Source organism: Streptomyces sp. NPDC093149 (genome assembly GCF_044754145.1).
Lineage (GTDB): Bacteria > Actinomycetota > Actinomycetes > Streptomycetales > Streptomycetaceae > Streptomyces.
The window spans coordinates 333131-351990 of record NZ_JBIVON010000006.1; the positions used below are offsets into that span (position 1 = coordinate 333131).

Annotated in this window: 19 protein-coding genes; 8 read left to right on the plus strand and 11 right to left on the minus strand. The window is 70.0% G+C overall.

What is annotated here, in order from left to right; translation table 11 throughout:
• Window positions 1-173: 173 nt before the first annotated feature.
• A complete protein-coding gene (locus ACIQCZ_RS20735; RefSeq protein WP_402283956.1) occupies window positions 174-437 on the plus strand; it encodes a hypothetical protein in 264 nt (87 codons plus the stop codon).
• On the plus strand, window positions 434-832 hold the full coding sequence (locus tag ACIQCZ_RS20740; RefSeq protein ID WP_402283957.1) for a hypothetical protein: 399 nt from the start codon (window positions 434-436) through the stop codon (window positions 830-832). Before ACIQCZ_RS20735 ends, ACIQCZ_RS20740 begins: the two co-directional genes overlap by 4 nt.
• Before the next feature lie 40 nt (window positions 833-872).
• Here ACIQCZ_RS20740 and ACIQCZ_RS20745 read toward each other — a convergent pair whose 3' ends face one another.
• Together ACIQCZ_RS20745 and ACIQCZ_RS20750 are read right to left on the minus strand one after the other, a co-directional pair.
• Window positions 873-1034: a hypothetical protein gene (locus ACIQCZ_RS20745; RefSeq protein ID WP_402283958.1), complete on the minus strand. Its 162-nt coding sequence runs from the start codon at window positions 1032-1034 to the stop codon at window positions 873-875.
• A 16-nt stretch (window positions 1035-1050) separates the two neighbouring features.
• The gene (locus ACIQCZ_RS20750) at window positions 1051-1842 is read right to left on the minus strand and encodes a DUF2785 domain-containing protein (protein WP_402283959.1); all 792 of its coding nucleotides are present in this window, start codon (window positions 1840-1842) and stop codon (window positions 1051-1053) included.
• 236 nt (window positions 1843-2078) lie between these two features.
• Here ACIQCZ_RS20750 and ACIQCZ_RS20755 point away from each other — a divergent pair, with 236 nt between their 5' ends.
• Both ACIQCZ_RS20755 and ACIQCZ_RS20760 read left to right on the plus strand, forming a co-directional pair.
• On the plus strand, window positions 2079-2735 hold the full coding sequence (locus ACIQCZ_RS20755; protein ID WP_402283961.1) for a winged helix-turn-helix domain-containing protein: 657 nt from the start codon (window positions 2079-2081) through the stop codon (window positions 2733-2735).
• A complete protein-coding gene (locus ACIQCZ_RS20760) occupies window positions 2732-4009 on the plus strand; it encodes an MFS transporter (protein ID WP_402283962.1) in 1278 nt (425 codons plus the stop codon). Before ACIQCZ_RS20755 ends, ACIQCZ_RS20760 begins: the two co-directional genes overlap by 4 nt.
• A gap of 234 nt (window positions 4010-4243) precedes the next feature.
• Here ACIQCZ_RS20760 and ACIQCZ_RS20765 read toward each other — a convergent pair whose 3' ends face one another.
• The gene (locus tag ACIQCZ_RS20765) at window positions 4244-5503 is read right to left on the minus strand and encodes an MFS transporter (protein WP_402283963.1); all 1260 of its coding nucleotides are present in this window, start codon (window positions 5501-5503) and stop codon (window positions 4244-4246) included.
• A gap of 106 nt (window positions 5504-5609) precedes the next feature.
• Here ACIQCZ_RS20765 and ACIQCZ_RS20770 point away from each other — a divergent pair, with 106 nt between their 5' ends.
• Window positions 5610-6164 (plus strand): MerR family transcriptional regulator, encoded by a 555-nt coding sequence (locus ACIQCZ_RS20770; protein ID WP_402283965.1) that lies wholly within the window; start codon window positions 5610-5612, stop codon window positions 6162-6164.
• Window positions 6165-6228: 64 nt separating this feature from the next.
• On the opposite strand, the gene ACIQCZ_RS20775 is transcribed toward ACIQCZ_RS20770, so the two are convergent.
• The 7 genes from ACIQCZ_RS20775 to ACIQCZ_RS20805 form a co-directional block, all read right to left on the minus strand.
• Window positions 6229-7425 carry a serine hydrolase domain-containing protein gene (locus ACIQCZ_RS20775; RefSeq protein WP_402283967.1) on the minus strand — a complete coding sequence of 399 codons (1197 nt, stop codon included), beginning with the start codon at window positions 7423-7425 and terminating at the stop codon, window positions 6229-6231.
• A 242-nt stretch (window positions 7426-7667) separates the two neighbouring features.
• Window positions 7668-8441, minus strand: a complete 774-nt coding sequence (locus ACIQCZ_RS20780) for an inositol monophosphatase family protein (RefSeq protein ID WP_402283968.1) — start codon at window positions 8439-8441, stop codon at window positions 7668-7670.
• Window positions 8438-9064, minus strand: a complete 627-nt coding sequence (locus tag ACIQCZ_RS20785) for a 2'-5' RNA ligase family protein (RefSeq protein WP_402283970.1) — start codon at window positions 9062-9064, stop codon at window positions 8438-8440. The genes ACIQCZ_RS20780 and ACIQCZ_RS20785 overlap by 4 nt, the downstream gene beginning before the upstream one ends.
• Entirely contained in the window at window positions 9061-9918 is an 858-nt protein-coding gene (locus tag ACIQCZ_RS20790; protein ID WP_402283971.1) for a carbohydrate kinase family protein, read from the minus strand. The genes ACIQCZ_RS20785 and ACIQCZ_RS20790 overlap by 4 nt, the downstream gene beginning before the upstream one ends.
• Window positions 9915-11180 carry a DUF4145 domain-containing protein gene (locus tag ACIQCZ_RS20795; RefSeq protein ID WP_402283973.1) on the minus strand — a complete coding sequence of 422 codons (1266 nt, stop codon included), beginning with the start codon at window positions 11178-11180 and terminating at the stop codon, window positions 9915-9917. The genes ACIQCZ_RS20790 and ACIQCZ_RS20795 overlap by 4 nt, the downstream gene beginning before the upstream one ends.
• A 70-nt stretch (window positions 11181-11250) precedes the next feature.
• On the minus strand, window positions 11251-12522 hold the full coding sequence (locus tag ACIQCZ_RS20800; protein ID WP_402283975.1) for a hypothetical protein: 1272 nt from the start codon (window positions 12520-12522) through the stop codon (window positions 11251-11253).
• A gap of 302 nt (window positions 12523-12824) precedes the next feature.
• The gene (locus ACIQCZ_RS20805; RefSeq protein ID WP_402283976.1) at window positions 12825-13928 is read right to left on the minus strand and encodes an alkene reductase; all 1104 of its coding nucleotides are present in this window, start codon (window positions 13926-13928) and stop codon (window positions 12825-12827) included.
• Window positions 13929-13986: 58 nt separating this feature from the next.
• Between ACIQCZ_RS20805 and ACIQCZ_RS20810 the strand changes: the two genes are divergently transcribed.
• Window positions 13987-14373 (plus strand): MerR family transcriptional regulator, encoded by a 387-nt coding sequence (locus ACIQCZ_RS20810; RefSeq protein ID WP_402283977.1) that lies wholly within the window; start codon window positions 13987-13989, stop codon window positions 14371-14373.
• Between the two features lie 281 nt (window positions 14374-14654).
• Window positions 14655-15545 carry an alpha/beta fold hydrolase gene (locus ACIQCZ_RS20815; RefSeq protein ID WP_402283979.1) on the plus strand — a complete coding sequence of 297 codons (891 nt, stop codon included), beginning with the start codon at window positions 14655-14657 and terminating at the stop codon, window positions 15543-15545.
• A 101-nt stretch (window positions 15546-15646) separates the two neighbouring features.
• On the opposite strand, the gene ACIQCZ_RS20820 is transcribed toward ACIQCZ_RS20815, so the two are convergent.
• Window positions 15647-18229 carry a bifunctional FO biosynthesis protein CofGH gene (locus ACIQCZ_RS20820; protein ID WP_402283981.1) on the minus strand — a complete coding sequence of 861 codons (2583 nt, stop codon included), beginning with the start codon at window positions 18227-18229 and terminating at the stop codon, window positions 15647-15649.
• A 191-nt stretch (window positions 18230-18420) separates the two neighbouring features.
• Between ACIQCZ_RS20820 and ACIQCZ_RS20825 the strand changes: the two genes are divergently transcribed.
• Window positions 18421-18744, plus strand: a complete 324-nt coding sequence (locus tag ACIQCZ_RS20825) for an RNHCP domain-containing protein (RefSeq protein ID WP_402284191.1) — start codon at window positions 18421-18423, stop codon at window positions 18742-18744.
• Window positions 18745-18860: the final 116 nt, after the last annotated feature.

The following is an 18860-nucleotide window of genomic DNA, read 5'->3' on the forward strand; positions in this document are numbered from 1 at the left end:
CAGCACTGTAATCGAACCGGAACGGTCGATTGTGGGCCTGAACAGAATGTACGGAGTAGATCCTGCGATCACTTTTGGACAGCATTCTCCGGGGATTTCCGTGTCCCCGAACAGCAGTCACCCGTGGTCTGTAGTGGCCCTGTAGTGAATCTATGGCTACTACGACCATTCAGGTGCCTAAAGAGACGCGCGACCACCTCGCCCGGCTGGCCAAGGAACGCGGGCTGAGCCTGGGCCAGCTCGTCGATCAGCTGGCCGCCCAACAGCCGACGGCGGCCCAGATCGCCGAGCGTGTCGCCACTACCCGCAAAGTGCTGCGCGACCGCATGGGCTGCACCCTGACCGATGAGGAGTTCGACCACGGGCCGGACGTCCTGGCCAACGTGTACGCGATGGCAGCCGAGAAGATGCACGCCCGACGGAACACCGCCGCGTGATCATCCTCGACACGAGCGCGGTGTCGGCACTTGTGCAGGGACATCGCGCCCTGCATCACCTCGCCGGCGATGTCGCCGCCACACCCGGCGACCGGCTGCACATCCCCGCCCTCTGCCTCATGCAGGCCGAGGCGGATGACGAGGGGCTCGCGCGCGGTGTGCTCGCCCTCCCCGGCATCCTGGTCGATCCGCTCGACCGGACCGCGGCGGCCACGGTCGGTGGGATGGTCCGGGACGGGTGGGGAGGCGCCGATGTCTGTCACGCGCTGTACGTCGCGACTCCGCACCAGGAAAGCGGCGGCATGTCGATCATCCTGACCGGCCACCAGGGCGACTATCCCCCCGGCATCCTCACGGTCGACATCAATTCACCCGGCATGCTCGGCTTTCACTGAGCCTCGGCTCCGGTTCCGGTCCACCGCCATCCGCGCGTCCTCAGCCGTTGGCCGCGACCTCGCGGAGGGCTTCGTCGGTGACGGGGCCACTCCGGTCGGCGGTCCCGCCATCGGTGGCGCAGGGCTCGTCCCGAATGCGTGCACCCCGGCTCTCCGCGACCCGGAGTACTTCGCGCAGCAACTCGACGGCCCTGGTGAGCACGGACCTGAACCGTCGGTCAGCGTCTGACGATCCGGTCGAGGACGGTGGCGATGGCGGACTTGACCGCGTCGCGGTGGCGAAGGGGTTCCGCGGGCAGTTCGCTGGTGGGGCGCACGCCCCGGTCGGCGAGGATGTAGAGCAGGCGCAGGGTGCGCAGGCAGTTGCTGATGTGGGCGGGTACCGGGGTGCTGATGCGGTCGGCCCCGAAGCGGTCGGCGATCGGATCCAGCCAGCCGACGGCGTCGTGTTCGCTCAGGTCGGCGCGGGTGAGGACCCGGGCGATCCCCCGGGCCAGACGGTCGTCCTCCATCTGGTCGTAGACGTGGTCGGTGGGCGCCGTCAGCCGCGCGGCGGCGAGATCCAGCATCCGCACCGGCGCCACCTCGGGGTGGCGGCCGAAGCCGGCGAGCAGGTCCGCGCCGTGCGCCACCGCGTGAAGCCAGCCGAGCGTCTCGTCGTGACCGCGCAGATCCTGCTCCGCCGGGTACCAGCGCTCGAACGCGTCCACCCAGTCGGCCTCGAAGTCCCCCGCGGCCACCAGCATGTCGAGCACGAGGGGCGCGAAGGTACGGGCCTCGACCCGCGGGTCGGTGAACCGGGCGGCCATCTCGTCCCCCAGCTCCAGCCGCCGGGACGTCCCGATCGCCCCGCGGGCTATCCAGGTCGCGAGGACGGTGTAGGGCGCGCCGTCCCGGACCAGTGGATCGGGATCCGCCAGGGCACGGGACAGCTCGCCGACGAGGTCGTCCATGGGCCGGTCGGCGGGCACGGCACAGTCGGCGGCCTCGATGCTCTTCCAGTCGGTCATGACGGGCAGATTAGGTCCTTGCCGTTGCCGCACGCCTGCGAATTATGTCCAGGTATCCGCCTCGACCCGTCAACTGCCCGACCGGGCCCGGCAGTTCTGGCGCCCGCATCACTCCGTCCACCCGCCGAAGCCGGACAGGGTGATGCGCACCGGCGCGATCCAGCGCGCGACCGCCTTCCACGGACGTTGGTAAAGAAACCTTGGCAAAGGAATCTTTCTAAAGATATCTTTAGATGGTGAGTGGAGACCAAGCCGATCAGGCACATGAAGCACGCGGAGCGCGTGAGCCCCACGAGCAGCGCACCGGCGTGCCGGATACGCCGGTGCGGGAGACCGTGCTCAGCGACCCCCGCGCATTGCGCGCGTATGCGCACCCCACGCGGATGCGGCTCGTGGGAATGCTGCGCCGGGAGGGGCCCTCCACGGCCACCAGGGCCGCCGAGCTGATCGGCGAGTCCGTGGCCAGCTGCTCCTACCACCTGCGCATGCTCGCCAAGTACGGGCTGGTCGAGCAGGCCGGCGGCGGGCAGGGCCGGGAGAAGCCGTGGCGGGCCGTCGCTTCGTACACGTCGTGGCCGGCGCACTCCGACGATGCGGCCGTGGACGAGGCGTCGGTGGCGCTGAGCACGACGGTGGCCGAGCTGTACTTCGAACGCATGACGCGCGCCATGGAACAGCGTCATCGGCTGCCGCGCGAGTGGCGGGAGGCGGAGGAGTTCGGCGACCAGCAGCTGTATCTGACCGCCGGCGAACTGGTCGAGCTGCGCGAGCGGATCAGAGAACTGTTGAGGGCGTACGACGGGCGCAACGACGATCCGGCGCTGCGGCCCGAGGGCGCGCGCATCGTGGAGTTCCTGCGGATCGCCCACGTGGCTCCCGAGGACGCGCCGTGAAGGGGCCTCAGGCGCTGATACCCGCGCTGCTGCGGGACCGGGCGTTCAGGCGGTACTGGACGGGGCAGGCGGTTTCACTCGCGGGGGACCAGATATCGCTGATCGCCATCCCGCTCGCCGCCGTGCTCGTCCTGGGGGCGGACGCGGCGGAGATGGGCTGGCTGAAGGCCGTCGAGCTGCTGCCCGCACTGCTGTTCAACCTTCCGGCGGGGGCCTGGGCCGACCGGTGCGGGCGGCGCAGGGACGTCATGATCGCCACCGATCTGGCACGAGCCGTGCTGCTGGTCTCGCTCCCGGTGGCGTACGCGCTGGACGCCCTCACGCTCTGGCAGCTGTACGGCGTGGCCTTCGGGATCGGTGCGCTGACGGTGCTGTTCGAGGTCTGCAACGCGACACTGTTCGTGGCGCTGGTGCCGACCGAGCGGTTCGTGGAGGGCAACTCCCTGGTCAACGGCAGCCGCTCGATGGCCTGGCTCGCGGGTCCCGGTGCGGGCGGCGTGCTCGTGCAGATCCTGACCGCGCCCGTGGCCCTGCTCGCGGACGCACTCACGTACGTCGTCTCGGCCGGGCAGCTCGCGCGCATCCGGCCCGTGCAGCCGCCGCCCGTCGAACGGGCCAAGGGACACTTCACGGCGGGGATGCGCTGGGTGTTCCGGGAGCCCTCGATGCGCGCGATGTTCATGGCGTCGGGCAACGTGCAGTTCTTCAACTACATCTTCCACACCCTCTTCGTCCTTTACGCGACACGTCAACTGGGCCTCAGCGCGGGCATGTTCGGAGCCGTGCTCAGTGTCGCTGCGGTGGGTGGGCTGATCGGGGCCGCGGTCAGCGGGGCGGTCGTCCGGAGGGTCGGCGTCGGGCCGTCCATCGTCGCGGGGTTCGCCCTCTTCACCGTGCCGCTGATGCTGGTGCCGCTCGCGGGCGGGGCAACGCCGGTGGTGCTCGGGACGCTCTTCGTCGCCGAGTTCGTCTCCTGCGTCGGCGTGATGCTCGTCGACATCGCGGCCGGTTCGCTCCAGATGGCGCTCATACCCGACGCGCTGCGCTCTCGCGTGACGGGCGCCTACCGGACTCTGAACCATGGCTTCCGGCCCCTCGGAGCCCTGGCGGGCGGAGCGCTGGGGGAGATGGCCGGGCTGCGGACCGCGCTGTGGGTGGGCACGGCCGGCGCGGTGCTGAGCGTGGTGTGGATCCTGTGCTCCCCGGTGGCGGGGATCCGAAAGCTGCCCACTCGCAGCGCCGCGTCAGGCAACGATTGCCCTGCTGCGACGTGACGCGCCGCATGGGTCCCACAGGGGGCCGGTACGGGGGCGGACCTCTTCCGGGCGACGCCGCCCCCCGTTTGCCGGTCGGCCTGACGGCCTGGTGCACGTTGTGACCGGTGTCGACTTCAGCGAGACGACGTGATCACGCAAAGGCCCGCCCCACTGTCCGAAGAACGGTGAAGCCCGTGGTCAACGGGCCGTCCACGGGCGGAGGTCGAACGCCGAGCCCGGACGCCGGGCGTCTCACCTCGTCGCGGTCTGCCTGTCGTGACCGGCGTGCAGGCTTGCCAGGAGGCTCAGTGCGAGTACGGCGACGGCGGTGACGAGGGGTACGGTCCACGCCCCCGTCACCGTGTGGAGCAGCGACGCGGTCGCCGGGCCCGTGGCGGCGAGGAGGTAGCCGCCGGTCTGCGCGACCGCGGACAGGGCCGCCACATGGTCGTGGTCCTTGCCTCGCTTGACGTAGAGCACCCCGGCCAGCGCCTGGCCGCCGCCGAGACCGGCCCCGAGCACCAGCGCCCAGACGGCGGGGGCGGACGCGGGTGCGGTCAGCAGGCCCGTGTAACCCGCCGCGCAGATCAGGATGACCGCCACGATGTGCGGACGCTGATCACCGCGCGCGGCCGCCAGCACCGGGACCGTGAAGCCGCCGACGGCGACTCCGACGATGAACAGCGACTGCATGCTGCCGGCCGTCGCCCCGGAGACACCCGCGTCGACGAGGATCGCGGGCAGCCAGGCGAGCGTGGTGTAGAAGAGCAGCGTCTGGAAGCCGAAGAAGGCGACCAGGCTCCAGGCCAGCGGCGTGCGCAGGACGCCGCCGGCCCGTCCCCGTTCCCCTGCCTCGGCCCTCCTGGCCTCCGTCGGCTGCTGTGTCTTTTGTGCCGGACCGGCGGATCCCCGCAGTTGCGGTGCGACGCCGATCGCCGCGAGCGCCGCCGGGATCACCGCGAGGCCCATCGCGGTCTCCCACGAATGTCCGCTCGCCTGCCACACCGGCACCATCAGCGCCGCGATCAACGCCGACCCGGCGCCCATGGACAGGGCGTAGACGCCCATCATGACGCCGACCCGCCGGTGGGCGAAGCGGCTGCGGACGAACACCGGTATCAGCACGTTCACGACCGCCGTGGCCATGCTGACGATCACCGTGCCGACGAACAGGCCGGGCAGTCCCAGCATGCGGACGACCGCCCCGGCGAGCAGCACGGCACTGGCCGCGAACAGGCCGCGTTCCTCCCCGAACCGGCGCCGGACCAGGGAGGCGAGCGGCGCGAACGCGCCCATGCAGAGCGGCGGCAGCAGACCGAGCAGCGTGACGGCCCCGGTCCCGAAGCCTGCCACGGGCGCGAGCGGGCCGAGCTGCCCGAACGCCACGCGGGTGTTCAGGCTGAGGAGGACGAAGCCGGTCACCAGGACCACGGCCGAGGACGTCCCCCCGGACGGCGGACCCTGGGCGGGCGAAGAGGACCGGGCGGTGCGGCTGGGCGCGGGAACGGACACGGGAACCTTCCTGTGGTCGGCTGCCCCGCCAGCTTTCACGCTCAAGTAAACTTGAGCGCAAGCGTGCGGGGGCCGCAGCAGACCGGGGAACCCGGCGGAGGTGCCCATGAAGGACCTGTACTCGATCAGCGAGGTCGCCGACGCGTTCGGGCTCACGGTCCCGGCGCTCCGGTTCTACGAGGAGCGCGGGCTCGTCCGGCACAGCGTGCGCCGGGGGCGCGTCCGCTACTACACCCGCGAGGATCTCGCCCGGCTCGCCTACGCGCAGCTCTGGCACGACGACGGCATGCTGACCCTCGCGGAGACGAGCGCGATCGTCGACAGCGAGAAGGTCGAGGACCGCCTCGGGCTCATCGCCGCGCAGCGGGACGCGATGCGTCGGCGCATCGAGAAGCTCGACCGTGCCGTGGCGGTCCTGAACCACATGCTCGGCTGCCGCACCGACGACGCTCTGGCCTGCCCGATGACCGGCGACTACATCCGGGGCCGGGTCGAAGCCGCGCTGAGCGGCACGCCACACATCACGGACTTCTTCCCGCCCGACGAGCGGGGCGACCTGAACAAGCCGGGCGAGCCGCACGAACGAGCCGGGCGAGCCGCACGAGTCGAGCGAGCCGGACGAGTACCGGGGAGCCCGCCCGGAAGGATCGACAGTCCTTAGGCGGCTTCCCGGCCGGGCCGGCGCACCGGCGACTTCCGGCGCGCGGACCGGCCCGTCCCGCGGTTCAGCGGCACAGAGCGGTGTCCACTGTCTTCTCCACCCGCCGCGCGGCTGCCTCGTCGGTCGGCACGGCGGTCACCGCGACACTGGCGGCGCGTCCGTCGTCGGTGGCACCTCCCCGGGTCTCGTATCCAGGAATGTCGCCGCCATGGCCCCAGTACACACCGCCGCACGACAGCGGCCTGCTCGCCAGACCCAACCCGTAGCGGACGCCTTCGCCGAGGTCGTCGGCGGGGACGGTGGTGCGTATCTCGGCGAGCTGGGCCGCCGGGAGGAGGCGGCCCCCGAGGAGCGCGGTGTGGAACCGGTTGAGGTCGGTGTTGGTGGAGACCATGGCGCCTGCCGCCCAGCCCCAGGAGGGGTCCATTTCCGTGTAGTCGCGCAGCGGCCCGTCCGCCGAATCCCTGAGGTAGCCCTTGGGGTGGGGCTCGTGGACGGTCATGTCGCCGGGGGCGGGGAAGTACGTGTGACGCAGTCCGGCGCGGTCGATGACGCGCCGGGTGATCTCCTCGCCCACGGGACGGCCCGTGACCTTCTGGACGATCAGGCCGGCCACCACGTAGTTCGTGTTGCTGTACTCCCATTTCGCGCCCGGGGAGAAGTCGGCCTTCTGTTTGAGGGCGATGTCGAGAAGCTCGCGGGGTTCGGAGTAGCGGTGCTGAAGGGCGGTGATGTCCAGCTCGTCGGTGTACTCGGGAAGTCCGCTGGTGTGCTGGAGCAGTTGACGGACGGTGATGCGGCGTCCGTCTGTCCCGTCCCCGCGTACGAGACCCGGCAGATAGGTGTCGATCGCGGTGTCGAGGCCGACCTTCCCCTCGCCGACCAGCTGCAGCATGACCACGGCAGTGAACATCTTGGTGTTGCTGCCGATCCGTACCTGCCCGTCCCTGGGCACCTTCGAGCCGGTGGCCAGATCGCCGACCCCTGCGGTGTAGGAACGGGTGCGGCCCTCACGGCCGTCACGGCCGTCGCGGTCCTTGACGCTCGCCAGCGCGGCGGGCAGGCCGTCGCTGCGCACCAGCGCGCTCAGGCTCTGCTGGACGGTGTCCGGCCTGGTCGCTGTCGCTGCGGATGCCGGCGGCACCAGCGCACCCACTGTCATGACGCCGGCGGTCACCGCAACCGCGACCGACACGGCCCTGCGCCGAACCCTCTGCTTCCCGGCGCGGGAACGTAACTTCTGCCATGTCTGCTCGTGCACGAAACAACTCCTGCGGAATCGAGGGGAACCGGCTGTGTGCACGGCCCAGCATCTCCGGATGCGACCGCCCGAAGTGATCCCGCTACCCGCCCATTTCCGGGTGGGGGTACCCCCACCCGGGCGCGCTCGTCCGGGTCGGCTGCCGCCTTGCATGCGGACCTCCACCGCGCCGACGTCCCACGCCTGCGCGGTTCGGACGTCACCGCCTGTCGTGACCGGCAGGATGACCGCTGCGGAACTTTTCAGACCACGCCGGACTCCCAGACGGCGATCAGGTCGTGGGCGAGTGGTGGAGCACCCGCAACCAGAACCGGTGAATCCGGGGTGAACTCCCGCCCTGCCGCTCCCAGCACCGCTCCGCCACGCTCCCGAACCAGGGCAGTGCCGGCCGCCACATCCCATGGCTTGGGACGCAGGCATACACAGGCGTCCAGCCATCCCTCGGTCACTCCGACCAGATCGAGACTCATCGCGCCCTGCACCCTGATGCGGTACGCCTCGTCGTACAGGCGGCCGATGAGCCGTGCGATCTCTGGAATCCCGTGGCCCGTCCCCGTCAGCCCGACGACTGCCTGGGAGAGGGCCTCGGCGCGGGTCGGCAGGTGCGTTGTCCTTGCAGCCGCCGCCCCAGTGCTCCAACGCCGCCGGAGGGCCGGCGCATGGACTACGCCCAGCAGTGGCGAGCCCTCCTCCATGTAGGCGAGCGAAAGGGCGTATCCCGGTGACCCGCGGGTGAAGTTCATCGTGCCGTCGATGGGATCCAGCAGCCAGCATCGGACCGGCAGTGGCCCCTCAGCGGCCGACTCCTCTCCAATGACCGGAATGCCGGGCGTACGATCCTCCAAAACCTCCGTGACCCGGCGCTCGACCTCAACGTCGGCAGCTGTGACCTCCTCGCCGGATGGTTTGAACCGCACGTGCGTCCATTGGTCTCCCGCCCCTTCTCCGGCCAGCCACCCCACCCCCACATCCACAGCCGCCTCAGCGGCACGGTGCAGGACGTGCCGCTGGTTCACTCGGAGGCCAGCGGCAACTCGGCGACCTTCTCCGCATGGGCGCCGTGTTCACCCATTACATAGAAGCTGAGCCGGTCGAAGGTCCACTCCTCGGGGACGTGAATGCGCTCGGGTGCCGTCCGAACCAGTTCCAGAGCTGTGTCCTCTTCTGTCCGGCCCAACGTGATGTGGGGTGCGTAGGCGTCACCGGTATAGCGGTACCCGTACTGTGCGAAGCTCGCACGCTCGGCCTCCGTGAACCTCGACGTGTCCTTCGAAGTGTCGAAAGCATCACGGTCGAGGTGGGGTGCCAGACGGTCCACCACCGTTTCCTGCAGCTTCTGCAGAAGCACCGGCCGTTCGACGGACATGAACAGCCAGCCGATCGGCTGGTGAACGATGCCGACGGACGCAAGGGAGAGTTCGTTGGGCAGGCTCACCGACTCGCTGATCCTCGCCAGCTCCCTCTCCGGTTCGAGGACATCGACGAAAGGCCCCTGGAATACCGTCAGATGAGGAAGATTGCCCACCTCGCTCAGTGGAGGCCGCAGGGGACTTTCGCCTCCCAGGCTCTTCTGCAGCTGGATCGCCGAGCGTGTGTGGTCCGCACGCGGAAGCAGCGCGACACCAAGCCACCTGGTCATGGATGAGCTCCTATCTTCGTGATCACATGCAACGCCGCGTCGAGCCCTCTGCGCAGGCATGCCGACGGCGGCTCACCAAGCAGCCGTCCTGCGATGACTCCCGCGTTGAAGGCGTCACCGCCTCCGGTCCGGTCCACCGGCTCCACAGCCGTGGTCGGCTCGTGGACCACTGCGCCGGATGGGCCGGCCCACAGCGCGCCGCCGGCTCCGAGTGTCAGAATCACATCTCCCGCCAGCTGTTGCGCGTACCACCGCGCAGTGGCGGCGGCGTCGCCCGAGCGGGCATCAGGCAGACGACCCGCCTCGTCGGCATTCATCAGATTCAGCCCGGGACCTTGCGCGAGCGTGCTCATGTCCCGGCCGTTCCACTCGACCGAGACGGAACGGCCGACTCGGCGCGCCAGGCCCACGACACTGCCCAACGCCGACGTGGGTTCCCCGACGACATGCACATGGTCCACGTTTCGCACGTCGGCCTCAGTGACCGCCCTGTACGCCAGCTCACGGTCCGCCCCCGGGAAGGTCATCATCCGTTTACCTGCGCCGGACGAGATCACGATCGCCATGCTGGTCCTCGTGGCTGTGTCCACACGTATCGACCCTGTGTCCACACCCCCGGCTCGGAGATCGTCCAGACACAACCTGCCGAGAGCGTCGTCTCCCACTGCCGAGACGAGCCGGACCTCACAGCCCTGCCGTGCGAGCCCCAGAGCGGTATTGGCCGCGGACCCTCCGGGTAGCGCCGCGCACTCGTTGCCTCGGACCTTCTCATGCTCTTCGGGAAACTTCTCCGCTTGGACGATGATGTCGAAGTTGATTCCCCCCAGGACGAGAACGCGCTTGGCGGCGGTCACGGATCCCCCAAGCGATAGCTCTCGAACAGGACATGGCGTACCAGCCGTTCACGGCTGGCCGGGCTGCTCTGGAGAGGGAACGAGGCATGGGCGACCAAATCGTCCACGACGGTCTCGAAGCGGCCCTGGTCGGCACCCATGTCATGGAACCGGCGCATCAGCTCTCGGTACAGGTCGTTCGGTCGCATACCAATCGCGGAGAGCCAGGCCCGGCCGGCGATGAGGACATTGGCCGCGGCGGAACGTAAACGTGCCTGCGTCGTGGACGGCAGCACCTCGGAGTTGAGCAGTTCGAAATAATCGTCCTCGTCTCGGGCGTGCATGCGAAGATTCTGTCCGCCGACAGCCAGTACATCCCGGTTCAGATGGAAGAGTTCAAGACCCAGATGGTGCGGCACGTCGAGAATCCGAACACCCATCTCGCGGAGGCCGGCCTCGTCGGTGGAAAAGGCTGTGAGGACGTTCGCGAACATGTCGCTGTGCTTCGGTACGGCGATTTCCGCGCCGGCCGGATCTGCCAGGAATTCCTCGGCCGTCGCCCCACCCCAGCGGCCGCCCCGTGCGGCGAGGAGATAAAAGTTCCGGCCGCCCATCGAGTGACCGACACGGCCGATGGGAACCACTCGGGCCTTCAGGTCCTCCTCGTCCTCCATCATTCTGCGCAGCCGCTGTTCGTTGTAGATGGCGAGGTCCAGCCGCCCCTGCGCCACATCGCGGACTAGTTGGTCCGACCAGGGCAGCTGTATGGGCACGACCCGGTGGTTGCGCCTTGCCATCACTTCTTCGAAGCCACAGCCCAGCAGCAGGGCCTTCACGACGATCAGGGTCGAATCGGCCAGGCGCGTCGTCCCTGCGGAGGGCTGCACGGCGGCCAGTGCCTCACGCCCTTCGTTCTCCGCGAACGACGAAACGGTGCGTCCGTACCAAACAGCCAGCTGTGTCAGGGCGTTGAGGCAAGGCTGCACGTCCTCCGCGGAGATCTCCTCACCCGACGTGTCATGGGCGTGGCTGCCGTAGTTGCCGTAGTTCTGAATGGTGCGGATGGCCAGAACCATTTTCTGCGGCAGGAGCCCCTTGGTGGTGAGCACCGTGAGCAGGGATTCGAGCGTCGGCTTGGAACCGACTGCCTCCTGCATGGCAATGTCCAAAAGAATCGACTCCGCCGCTCGTCGTGCCGTGCTGAGAAACACCTCTGGATCTGATTCGGCGTATCTCAGCGCCTTTTTGTAAAGTCGGAGCGACTCGCCCTCGTTGACCGTCACGTCGACCGTGTCCTGTTCGGCAGCTCGTACTGATGCTAACAATCCGGCTTCTCTACAGCTCAGTTGTCCGTCATTCTCCAGGCGTCGGACCGCCGCGCAGTGAGGCGAGCACCAGACGCCCGTACCGAGTGGCGAAGGCAGCCGCCGTCGCGACGAGAGCGACGCCCAGGGCGACCAGGAGATGGCCGGGATCATCGTCACCGAGCACCTGGAGAATGCTCAATGCGGTACCGAGCGGCAGACCGAGAATGGCGAGCACGCCAAGAGCTCCGGCGATCTGCTGCCCGTCCTGAGTCTGCACGAGCCGGGAGTAGTCGGCGGCTTCCGCAAGGATCTCCTCGAACCTGGTGGGCAGTCGGTACTGAGCGTGGTAGGCGAGGAGCAGCTCATTGGCCGGGCCGTGCGCCGTGAGGTGCTGACGCCAGTAGGTGCTGCGGAAGCCTGCGATGTTCCGCTCCAGAGCGGTGACCCGGCGTGCGAGCCCGGGACCGTCGAAGACTCCTGAGAGTTCGTCGGTCAGTTCGTCGATGTGGTCCCGTTGAACGATGCCCAGGAGCAGAGCGTCCAGATAGACGGAGCGCACGTGAAGAGCTGCGAAGTCATAGAAATCGCCGTCGCCTCGATCCGGTCGGTGGCCGAGGAAGGCGGCCCCGTGCCGCAGGACGAGGGCACTCCAGTCCGCTGAGATCCGGACCGCGTGCTCGGTCTGGGTCGGCAACTGCTCCGGGGCCGTGGGGAAGTCCGCCTCGTTGGACCGGGACGCGAGGGCCCAGAGCCAACGGTCCGCTGCGGACGGCAGGACTCCGCCAGAGCGCAGTGCCGGCGTTTCGGTGCTCCCCGGGGTCAGGAACGCAACGGTATAGGGGTGCGCCGTGGCAAAGGGTGAGTCCGCCGTGACTGGTGAGGCGATACCGGAGAGCAGGGTGTCGGGAGCAAGAGGCCCGGTGAGCGGATCGGATCCTGCTCCGGCTCGGTGCCCGAGCGCCCTCAGTACATCCAGCAGCGCTGCTGAGCGCACGGTGAAGTGCAGGACGGCCAGGGCATGCCGGGGGTGTACGGCGGTCGGCGTGTGCAGGATCTCCATGCCGTGGAGGTGCAGGGATTCGTGAGTGACATCGACGAACCGGTGCCAGCGGCGCGGCCGTTCGGGCGTTCCGTACAAGGCACGTCCGGCGGCATGCGCGAAGTATGTCTGCCGTGTGGCCACGTCCGTACGGTGCCCGCCGACTTCGAAGGGGAGGGGGCCTTCGGTCCACGACCCCGGATCGGCGGGAAGGCGGATCGGAACGATGAGGCTGATCGACTGCCGTACACCGATTGCGGAACCGATTTCGGTGGTCATGCACGCCCCGCCCCAGTAGGGCGGTCCCCGCACGTACCGTGCCCCCGGTGTTCGCGCACCGACACCCCCGTCTTCAGCTTTCGCAGTACGACGTCGAGCAAGATTACCCGGATCCGCATCCCATCGGGCAGGAACTTTTCCGGCCTGCAACCGCAGCAATGCCTCTCCGGGTTCAGGAGAGCGCAGGGCAACAACCACCGGCACGGCAAGGAAGGCGAACGCCTTCGACGGTCGGCCTGACCCCGCTGTCGGCCGTCCCCCGATCAGCCCCGGCCCGTCTCACCCCGCCCGCCCGCATGCCCTCACGCGTCGGCGGGCAGGGACGGGTAGTCCGTGTAGCCCGTCGGCCCGCCCACGTACATCAGGTACGCGTCCCTGACCTGGTTCATCGGGGCGCCGGTGCGCATGCGGCGGATCAGGTCGGGGTTGGCGAGGAAGGGGCGGCCCAGGGCGATCAGGTCGGCCCCGGCGGCCAGCAGCCGCTCGCCCTGGGCGAGGCCTCCGTCGTCGGGGATGCGGTCCTGGGGCAGCACCGGGTTGGCGATCAGTGTGCCCGGCCAGTCCTTCCGGATCCGCTGGTGGACGGGGTTCTCCGGATCGGCGTGCACGATGTGCAGATAGGCGAGACCGCTGTCGGCCAAGGCCGTGACGAGCGCGGGGTAGATCTCCGCGGTGTCGCCCTCGTCGATGCCGTTGACCGTGTTCCCCGGCGAGACGCGCAGCCCCACTCGCTCGGGGCCGATCGCCTCCGCGACGGCCTCGGCCACCTCGACGACGAAGCGGATGCGGTTGGTCACGGAGCCTCCGTAGCCGTCGGTGCGCCGGTTGGTCCCGCGGGCCAGGAACTGGTGGAGCAGGTGCCCGTTGGCGCCGTGCACCTCGACCCCTTCGAAGCCCGCCTCGATCGCGTTGCGGGCGGCCGCGGCGAAGTCCGCCGCCGTCGACCGGATGTCCTCGGCGGTCATCTCCCGGGGGACGACCGCGGGGCGGCGCCCGTCCGGGGTGTGGATCGTCTCGGGCAGCGCGATCGCCGAGGGGGCGACGGGCAGCAGACCGCTGGTGTCCGGGTGGCCGACGCGCCCGCCGTGCTGAAGCTGGAGGAACATCCGGCCGCCCTCCGCCCGGACCGCCTCGGTGACCCGGCGCCACCCCTCGACATGGGCGGCGCCGTGGATCGCCGTGATGTTCGGGTACGTCTGCCCCTCGGCGTTCGGCGTGGACGCCTCGGCGATGATCAGCGCCGCCGAGGCGCGCTCGGCGTAGTACGTGGCCATGAGCGGGGTCGGCACTCCGTCGGCGGTAGCACGATTGCGGGTCAGCGGTGCCATCACGAGACGGTGGGGAAGGGTGAGGGGGCCGAGTCCGACGGATTCGAAGAGGCTGCGGGAAACCGCTGTGTTCGTCATGCCGGAACGGTAAGAATTGACATTGGTGTCAGGTTCAAGCCCGGAGGCGAGGAATCCCATGCGGATCGGCGAGCTGGCCCGGCGCACGGGCGTGAGCGAGCGCTCCCTGCGCTACTACGAGACCCAGGGACTGCTGACCGCCGACCGTACACCGGGCGGCCACCGCGACTACCCGGACTGGGCGGTCGACCGGGTGATCCGCATCCAGGAGTTCTACGCGGCCGGGCTGTGCAGCTCGAAGATCGCCGAGTTGCTGCCGTGCGTGCGGGATTCGGACGGCGGCCCGTCGGCCATCGCCACTCCGCGTCTGGTCGGCGACCTCACCGTGGAGCGCGACCGCATCGACCGGAAAATCAGCGAGCTGCTGCGCTCCCGGGACGTACTGGACGACGTGATCGCCACGGCGGAGGGCCGTGACACGGGGGCGGACGGGGCCGGCCGCTGACGAGGCGGAAGGCGCCGCCCACCGGCCCGGCCCACGCTGGCGGGCCGGTACGCCTCGCGGCCCCGGCGGGCCCATGCCCTCGTCCCTCGCGGGGGAGGCCGGTCGCCCCGGCGCGGACGCCGAGGTGCGGGCCCGGGGTCCCGCACCTACGGTGACCAGAAAGGGCCCGCCCGGTCGCCGGGCGGTCGGATGTCCCTTCGCGCCACAGCGCCGCCCCGCCCCCGCCCGCCCCGCCCCACCGCGCCGCGTCGGCAGAACGCCTCCTCAGCCTTGGAGACCCCGTGAATTCCTGTGCTCCGGCCACCGTCCACCATCGCACGGTACGGATCGACGGACTCGACGTCTTCTACCGGGAGGCGGGCGACCCGGCGGCACCGACCGTCGTCCTGCTCCATGGCATGCCCACCAGCTCCTTCATGTTCCGCAACCTGATCCCGCTCCTGTCGGACCGCTATCACGTCGTGGCTCCCGACATGATCGGCTTCGGGTTCTCGTCGACACCGGCTCCCGACGCCTTCGACTACACCTTCGACTCCCTGGCCGAGACGGAGCACCGGCTCCTCGACGAGCTGGGCATCGGGACGTTCTCCCTGTACGTCCAGGACTACGGCGCCCCCATGGGCTGGCGGCTCGCCCTGCGCGACCCCGACCGGATCACCGCGATCGTCAGCCAGAACGGAAACGCCTACGAGGAGGGCTTCGTCCCTTCCTTCTGGGATCCGCTGTGGACGTACGCTCGTAACCCGGACGACGAGTCGCTGGCCGAGCCGCTGCGCCGCAGCCTGGACCTCGACATGATCCGCTGGCAGTACCTCCACGGGGTGGCGGACCCCGAGACGGTCAGCCCCGACACCTGGCACCACGACCACGCGATGGTGAACCGTCCGGGCAACCCCGAGATCCAGCTCAGGCTCTACGCCGACTACCCCTCCAACGCACGTCAGTATCCAGCGGTGCAGGAGTACTTCCGCACCAGCCAGGTGCCCCTGCTCGCCGTCTGGGGGCGCAACGACGAGATCTTCGGCCCGGCCGGCGCGGAGGCGTTCCGCCGCGACCTGCCGGCGGCCCGGGTGCATCTCCTGTCCGGCGGCCACTTCCTGCTGGAGAGCCGGCTGCACACCGTGGCCGACCTGATGCGCGGCTTCCTCGCCGGAGTCACCGAACCCGCCTGAGGACACCGGGCCCGGCCGAGGACACCGGGCCTGCTCTCCGCCCCGGCTGCCGCCGCACCCGTCGCCGCGGGGACGGCAGGGCCCGCGGCGACGGCACACGGTCAGTCGGGCAGCACCGGCAGCAGCTCCGGCAGGTGCCCGTCGGACGCGGCGGCTGCCGCGACGCGCTCCTCGGGGACCTCCCCGTACAGCGTCGTACGCGGCTTCGCCGGGCGGCCCGCGAGTTCGGCGATGGCGATCAGGTCCTGGACGGAGCGGTACGAGCCGTAACCGGAGCCCGCCATACGGGAGATGGTCTCCTCCATCAGCGTGCCGCCCAGGTCGTTGGCGCCCGAGCGCAGCATCTCGGCCGCGCCCTCCGTGCCGAGCTTCACCCAGCTGGTCTGGATGTTGGTGATGTGCGGGTGGAGCAGCAGCCGGGCCATGGCGGTGACGGCCCGGTTGTCGCGGTCGGTCGGGCCGGGTCGGGCGATGCCGGCCAGATAGACCGGGGCGTTGGTGTGGATGAACGGGAGGGTGACGAACTCCGTGAAGCCGCCCGTCTCCTGCTGGAGGTCCGCCAGCGTCCGCAGGTGGCCGAGCCAGTGGCGGGGCTGGTCGACATGGCCGTACATCATCGTCGACGAGGAGCGCAGGCCCACCTCGTGGGCGGTGCGGATGACCTCCAGCCAGGTCGCCGTCGGCAGCTTGCCCTTGGTGAGGACCCAGCGGACCTCGTCGTCCAGGATCTCGGCCGCCGTGCCGGGGATCGAGCCGAGCCCGGCCTCCTTCGCGGCGATCAGCCAGTCGCGGACGGACATCCCGGTGCGGGTCGCCCCGTTGACGACCTCCATGGGTGAGAAGGCGTGCACGTGGATGCCGGGGACGCGTTCCTTCACCGCCCGCGCGATGTCGAAGTACGCGGTGCCGGGCAGGTCCGGGTGGATGCCGCCCTGCATGCAGACCTCGACCGCGCCGACGTCCCACGCCTGGGCGGCGCGGTCGGCGACCTGGTCCAGGGAGAGGGTGTACGCGTCGGCGTCGGTGCGCCGCTGGGCGAAGGCGCAGAAGCGGCAGCCGGTGTAGCAGACGTTGGTGAAGTTGATGTTCCTGGTGACGATGTAGGTGACGTCGTCACCGACCACGTCGCGGCGCAGGGCGTCCGCGATCCGGCACAGCTCGTCGAGCGCCGGTCCGTCCGCGTGGAGCAGGGCGAGCGCCTGGTCGTCGGTGAGTCTCGTCGGGTCGTCGGCGGCCCGGCTCAGCGCCTGGCGCACATCGGCGTCGATGCGGGAGGGGACCATGCCGGGGGCGGCGGCCTCGCGCAGCGCCTCCCAGTCCCCGTACACCTCGTCGAAGTCCTCGCGGCGGTCGCCGGTACGGCCCTGGGTGTCGATCGTGCGGTGCAGATCGGTGCGGCCGACGGCGCCGAATTCCTCGTCGGGCTCCTGCCAGGGCAGGCCGGCGGGGATCGCCCCCTCCTTCGCGAGGCCCGTCTCCGGGTCTGCGAGGGCGCGGACGTGCGGGAGCAGGCGGGGATCGAGCCAGGGCTCGCCGCGCCGGACGAACTCCGGGTAGATGGTGAGGCGTTCACGGAGCGTGAAGCCCGACTCGGCGGTCTTCGCGGCGAGTTCGTCGATGTGCGGCCAGGGCCGTTCGGGGTTGACGTGGTCGGGGGTGAGCGGGGAGATGCCGCCCCAGTCGTCGATGCCCGCGCCGATGAGCAGCGCGTACTCGGCGTCGACGAGGTTCGGCGGGGCCTGGATGCGGGCGGACGGGCCGAGGACGTGCCGGGCGACGGCGATGGCCGCGGCGAGCTCCTCCAGTTCGGCGTCCGGCATGCCGCGCATCGCCGTGTCCGGCTTGGCGCGGAAGTTCTGGACGATGACTTCCTGGATGCCGTGGTAGGCGCGGGCGGTCCTGCGGAGCTCGAAGAGGGAGTCGGCGCGTTCCTCGTAGGACTCGCCGATCCCGATCAGGATGCCGGTCGTGAACGGGACGTTGGAGCGGCCCGCGTCCTCCAGCACGCGCAGACGTACGGCGGGTTCCTTGTCCGGGGAGCCGTGGTGCGGGCCGCCCGGTTCCGACCACAGGCGGGTGGCGGTGGTCTCCAGCATCATGCCCATGGACGGGGCGACGGGCTTGAGGCGCTGGAGGTCGGTCCAGGTCAGCACGCCCGGGTTGAGGTGCGGAAGGAGACCGGTCTCCTCCAGGACCCGGATCGCCATGGCGCGTACGTACGCGAGGGTGTCGTCGTACCCCTCGGCCTCCAGCCACTCCCGCGCCTCGGGCCAGCGGTCCTCGGGCCGGTCGCCGAGCGTGAACAGGGCTTCCTTGCAGCCCAGGGCCGCACCCCGGCGGGCGATGTCGAGCACCTCGTCGGGCGAGAGGAACATGCCGTGGCCCTCGCGGCGGAGCTTGCCGGGGACGGTGACGAAGGTGCAGTAGTGGCACTTGTCGCGGCAGAGCCGGGTCAGCGGGATGAAGACCTTGCGGGAGTACGTGATGACGCCCGGCCGGCCCGCGGCTTCGAGACCGGCGTCGCGCACCCGGGCGGCCGAGGCCGCGAGATCCGTCAGGTCGTCACCTCGCGCCTGGAGCAGCACGGCGGCCTCGGTCACATCGAGAGCGACACCGTCGCGGGCCCGCTTGAGGGCCCGCCGCATGGAGTTGGTGGTCGGACGTCCGTGCTGAGGATCGGTCATGGAGCGAGCATACGAGCGGGGCGTACGCCCCGGACCAGGGACTCCGCCGAGCGGAACGTCCCGGCCCGGCCGGGGCGCGCAGCCGTACGGGACAGCCCTTACGGCCGGTCCTCGCTGAGCGACAGGTTCAGCCGCTCGCTCGCCGGCACAACCGTCCGACCAAGTCCTCCGCCAACGGCGCCAGCGCCTGTCTGAGGACCGACACCTTCACCTGTCTGTGGTGCGGGCTGACCGTCGCCACGCTCGCGCCCGACGGCAGCCGCCGCAACCACTGCCCCAGCTGCCTGCACTCGCAGCACTGCCTCGACCACGTGGAGGGCGGTCCGTCCGACTGCGGGGCACGCATGACCCCGATCTCGATCGCGGTGCTCCGCACCGGCGACTGGATGCTGACCTGCGGTGAGCTGAGCGCCAACCGCATCGCGGGGGACGACAACGCCCTCGCCCTGATGCGGATGGCGGTGCGCCCGCTGTCGGACACCGCCGTCCCCGTAAGAGCGTTGCTCGCACTCTGACAAGGGGGCGCCCGGTCACCGCCGTGATGACGACGGCGACCGGGTGCCAGCATCGCAGCAAACCGACGCCGCCGGGTCGCTTCGTCGATCACGCGGCCGAGGCTACCGGTGCCGTC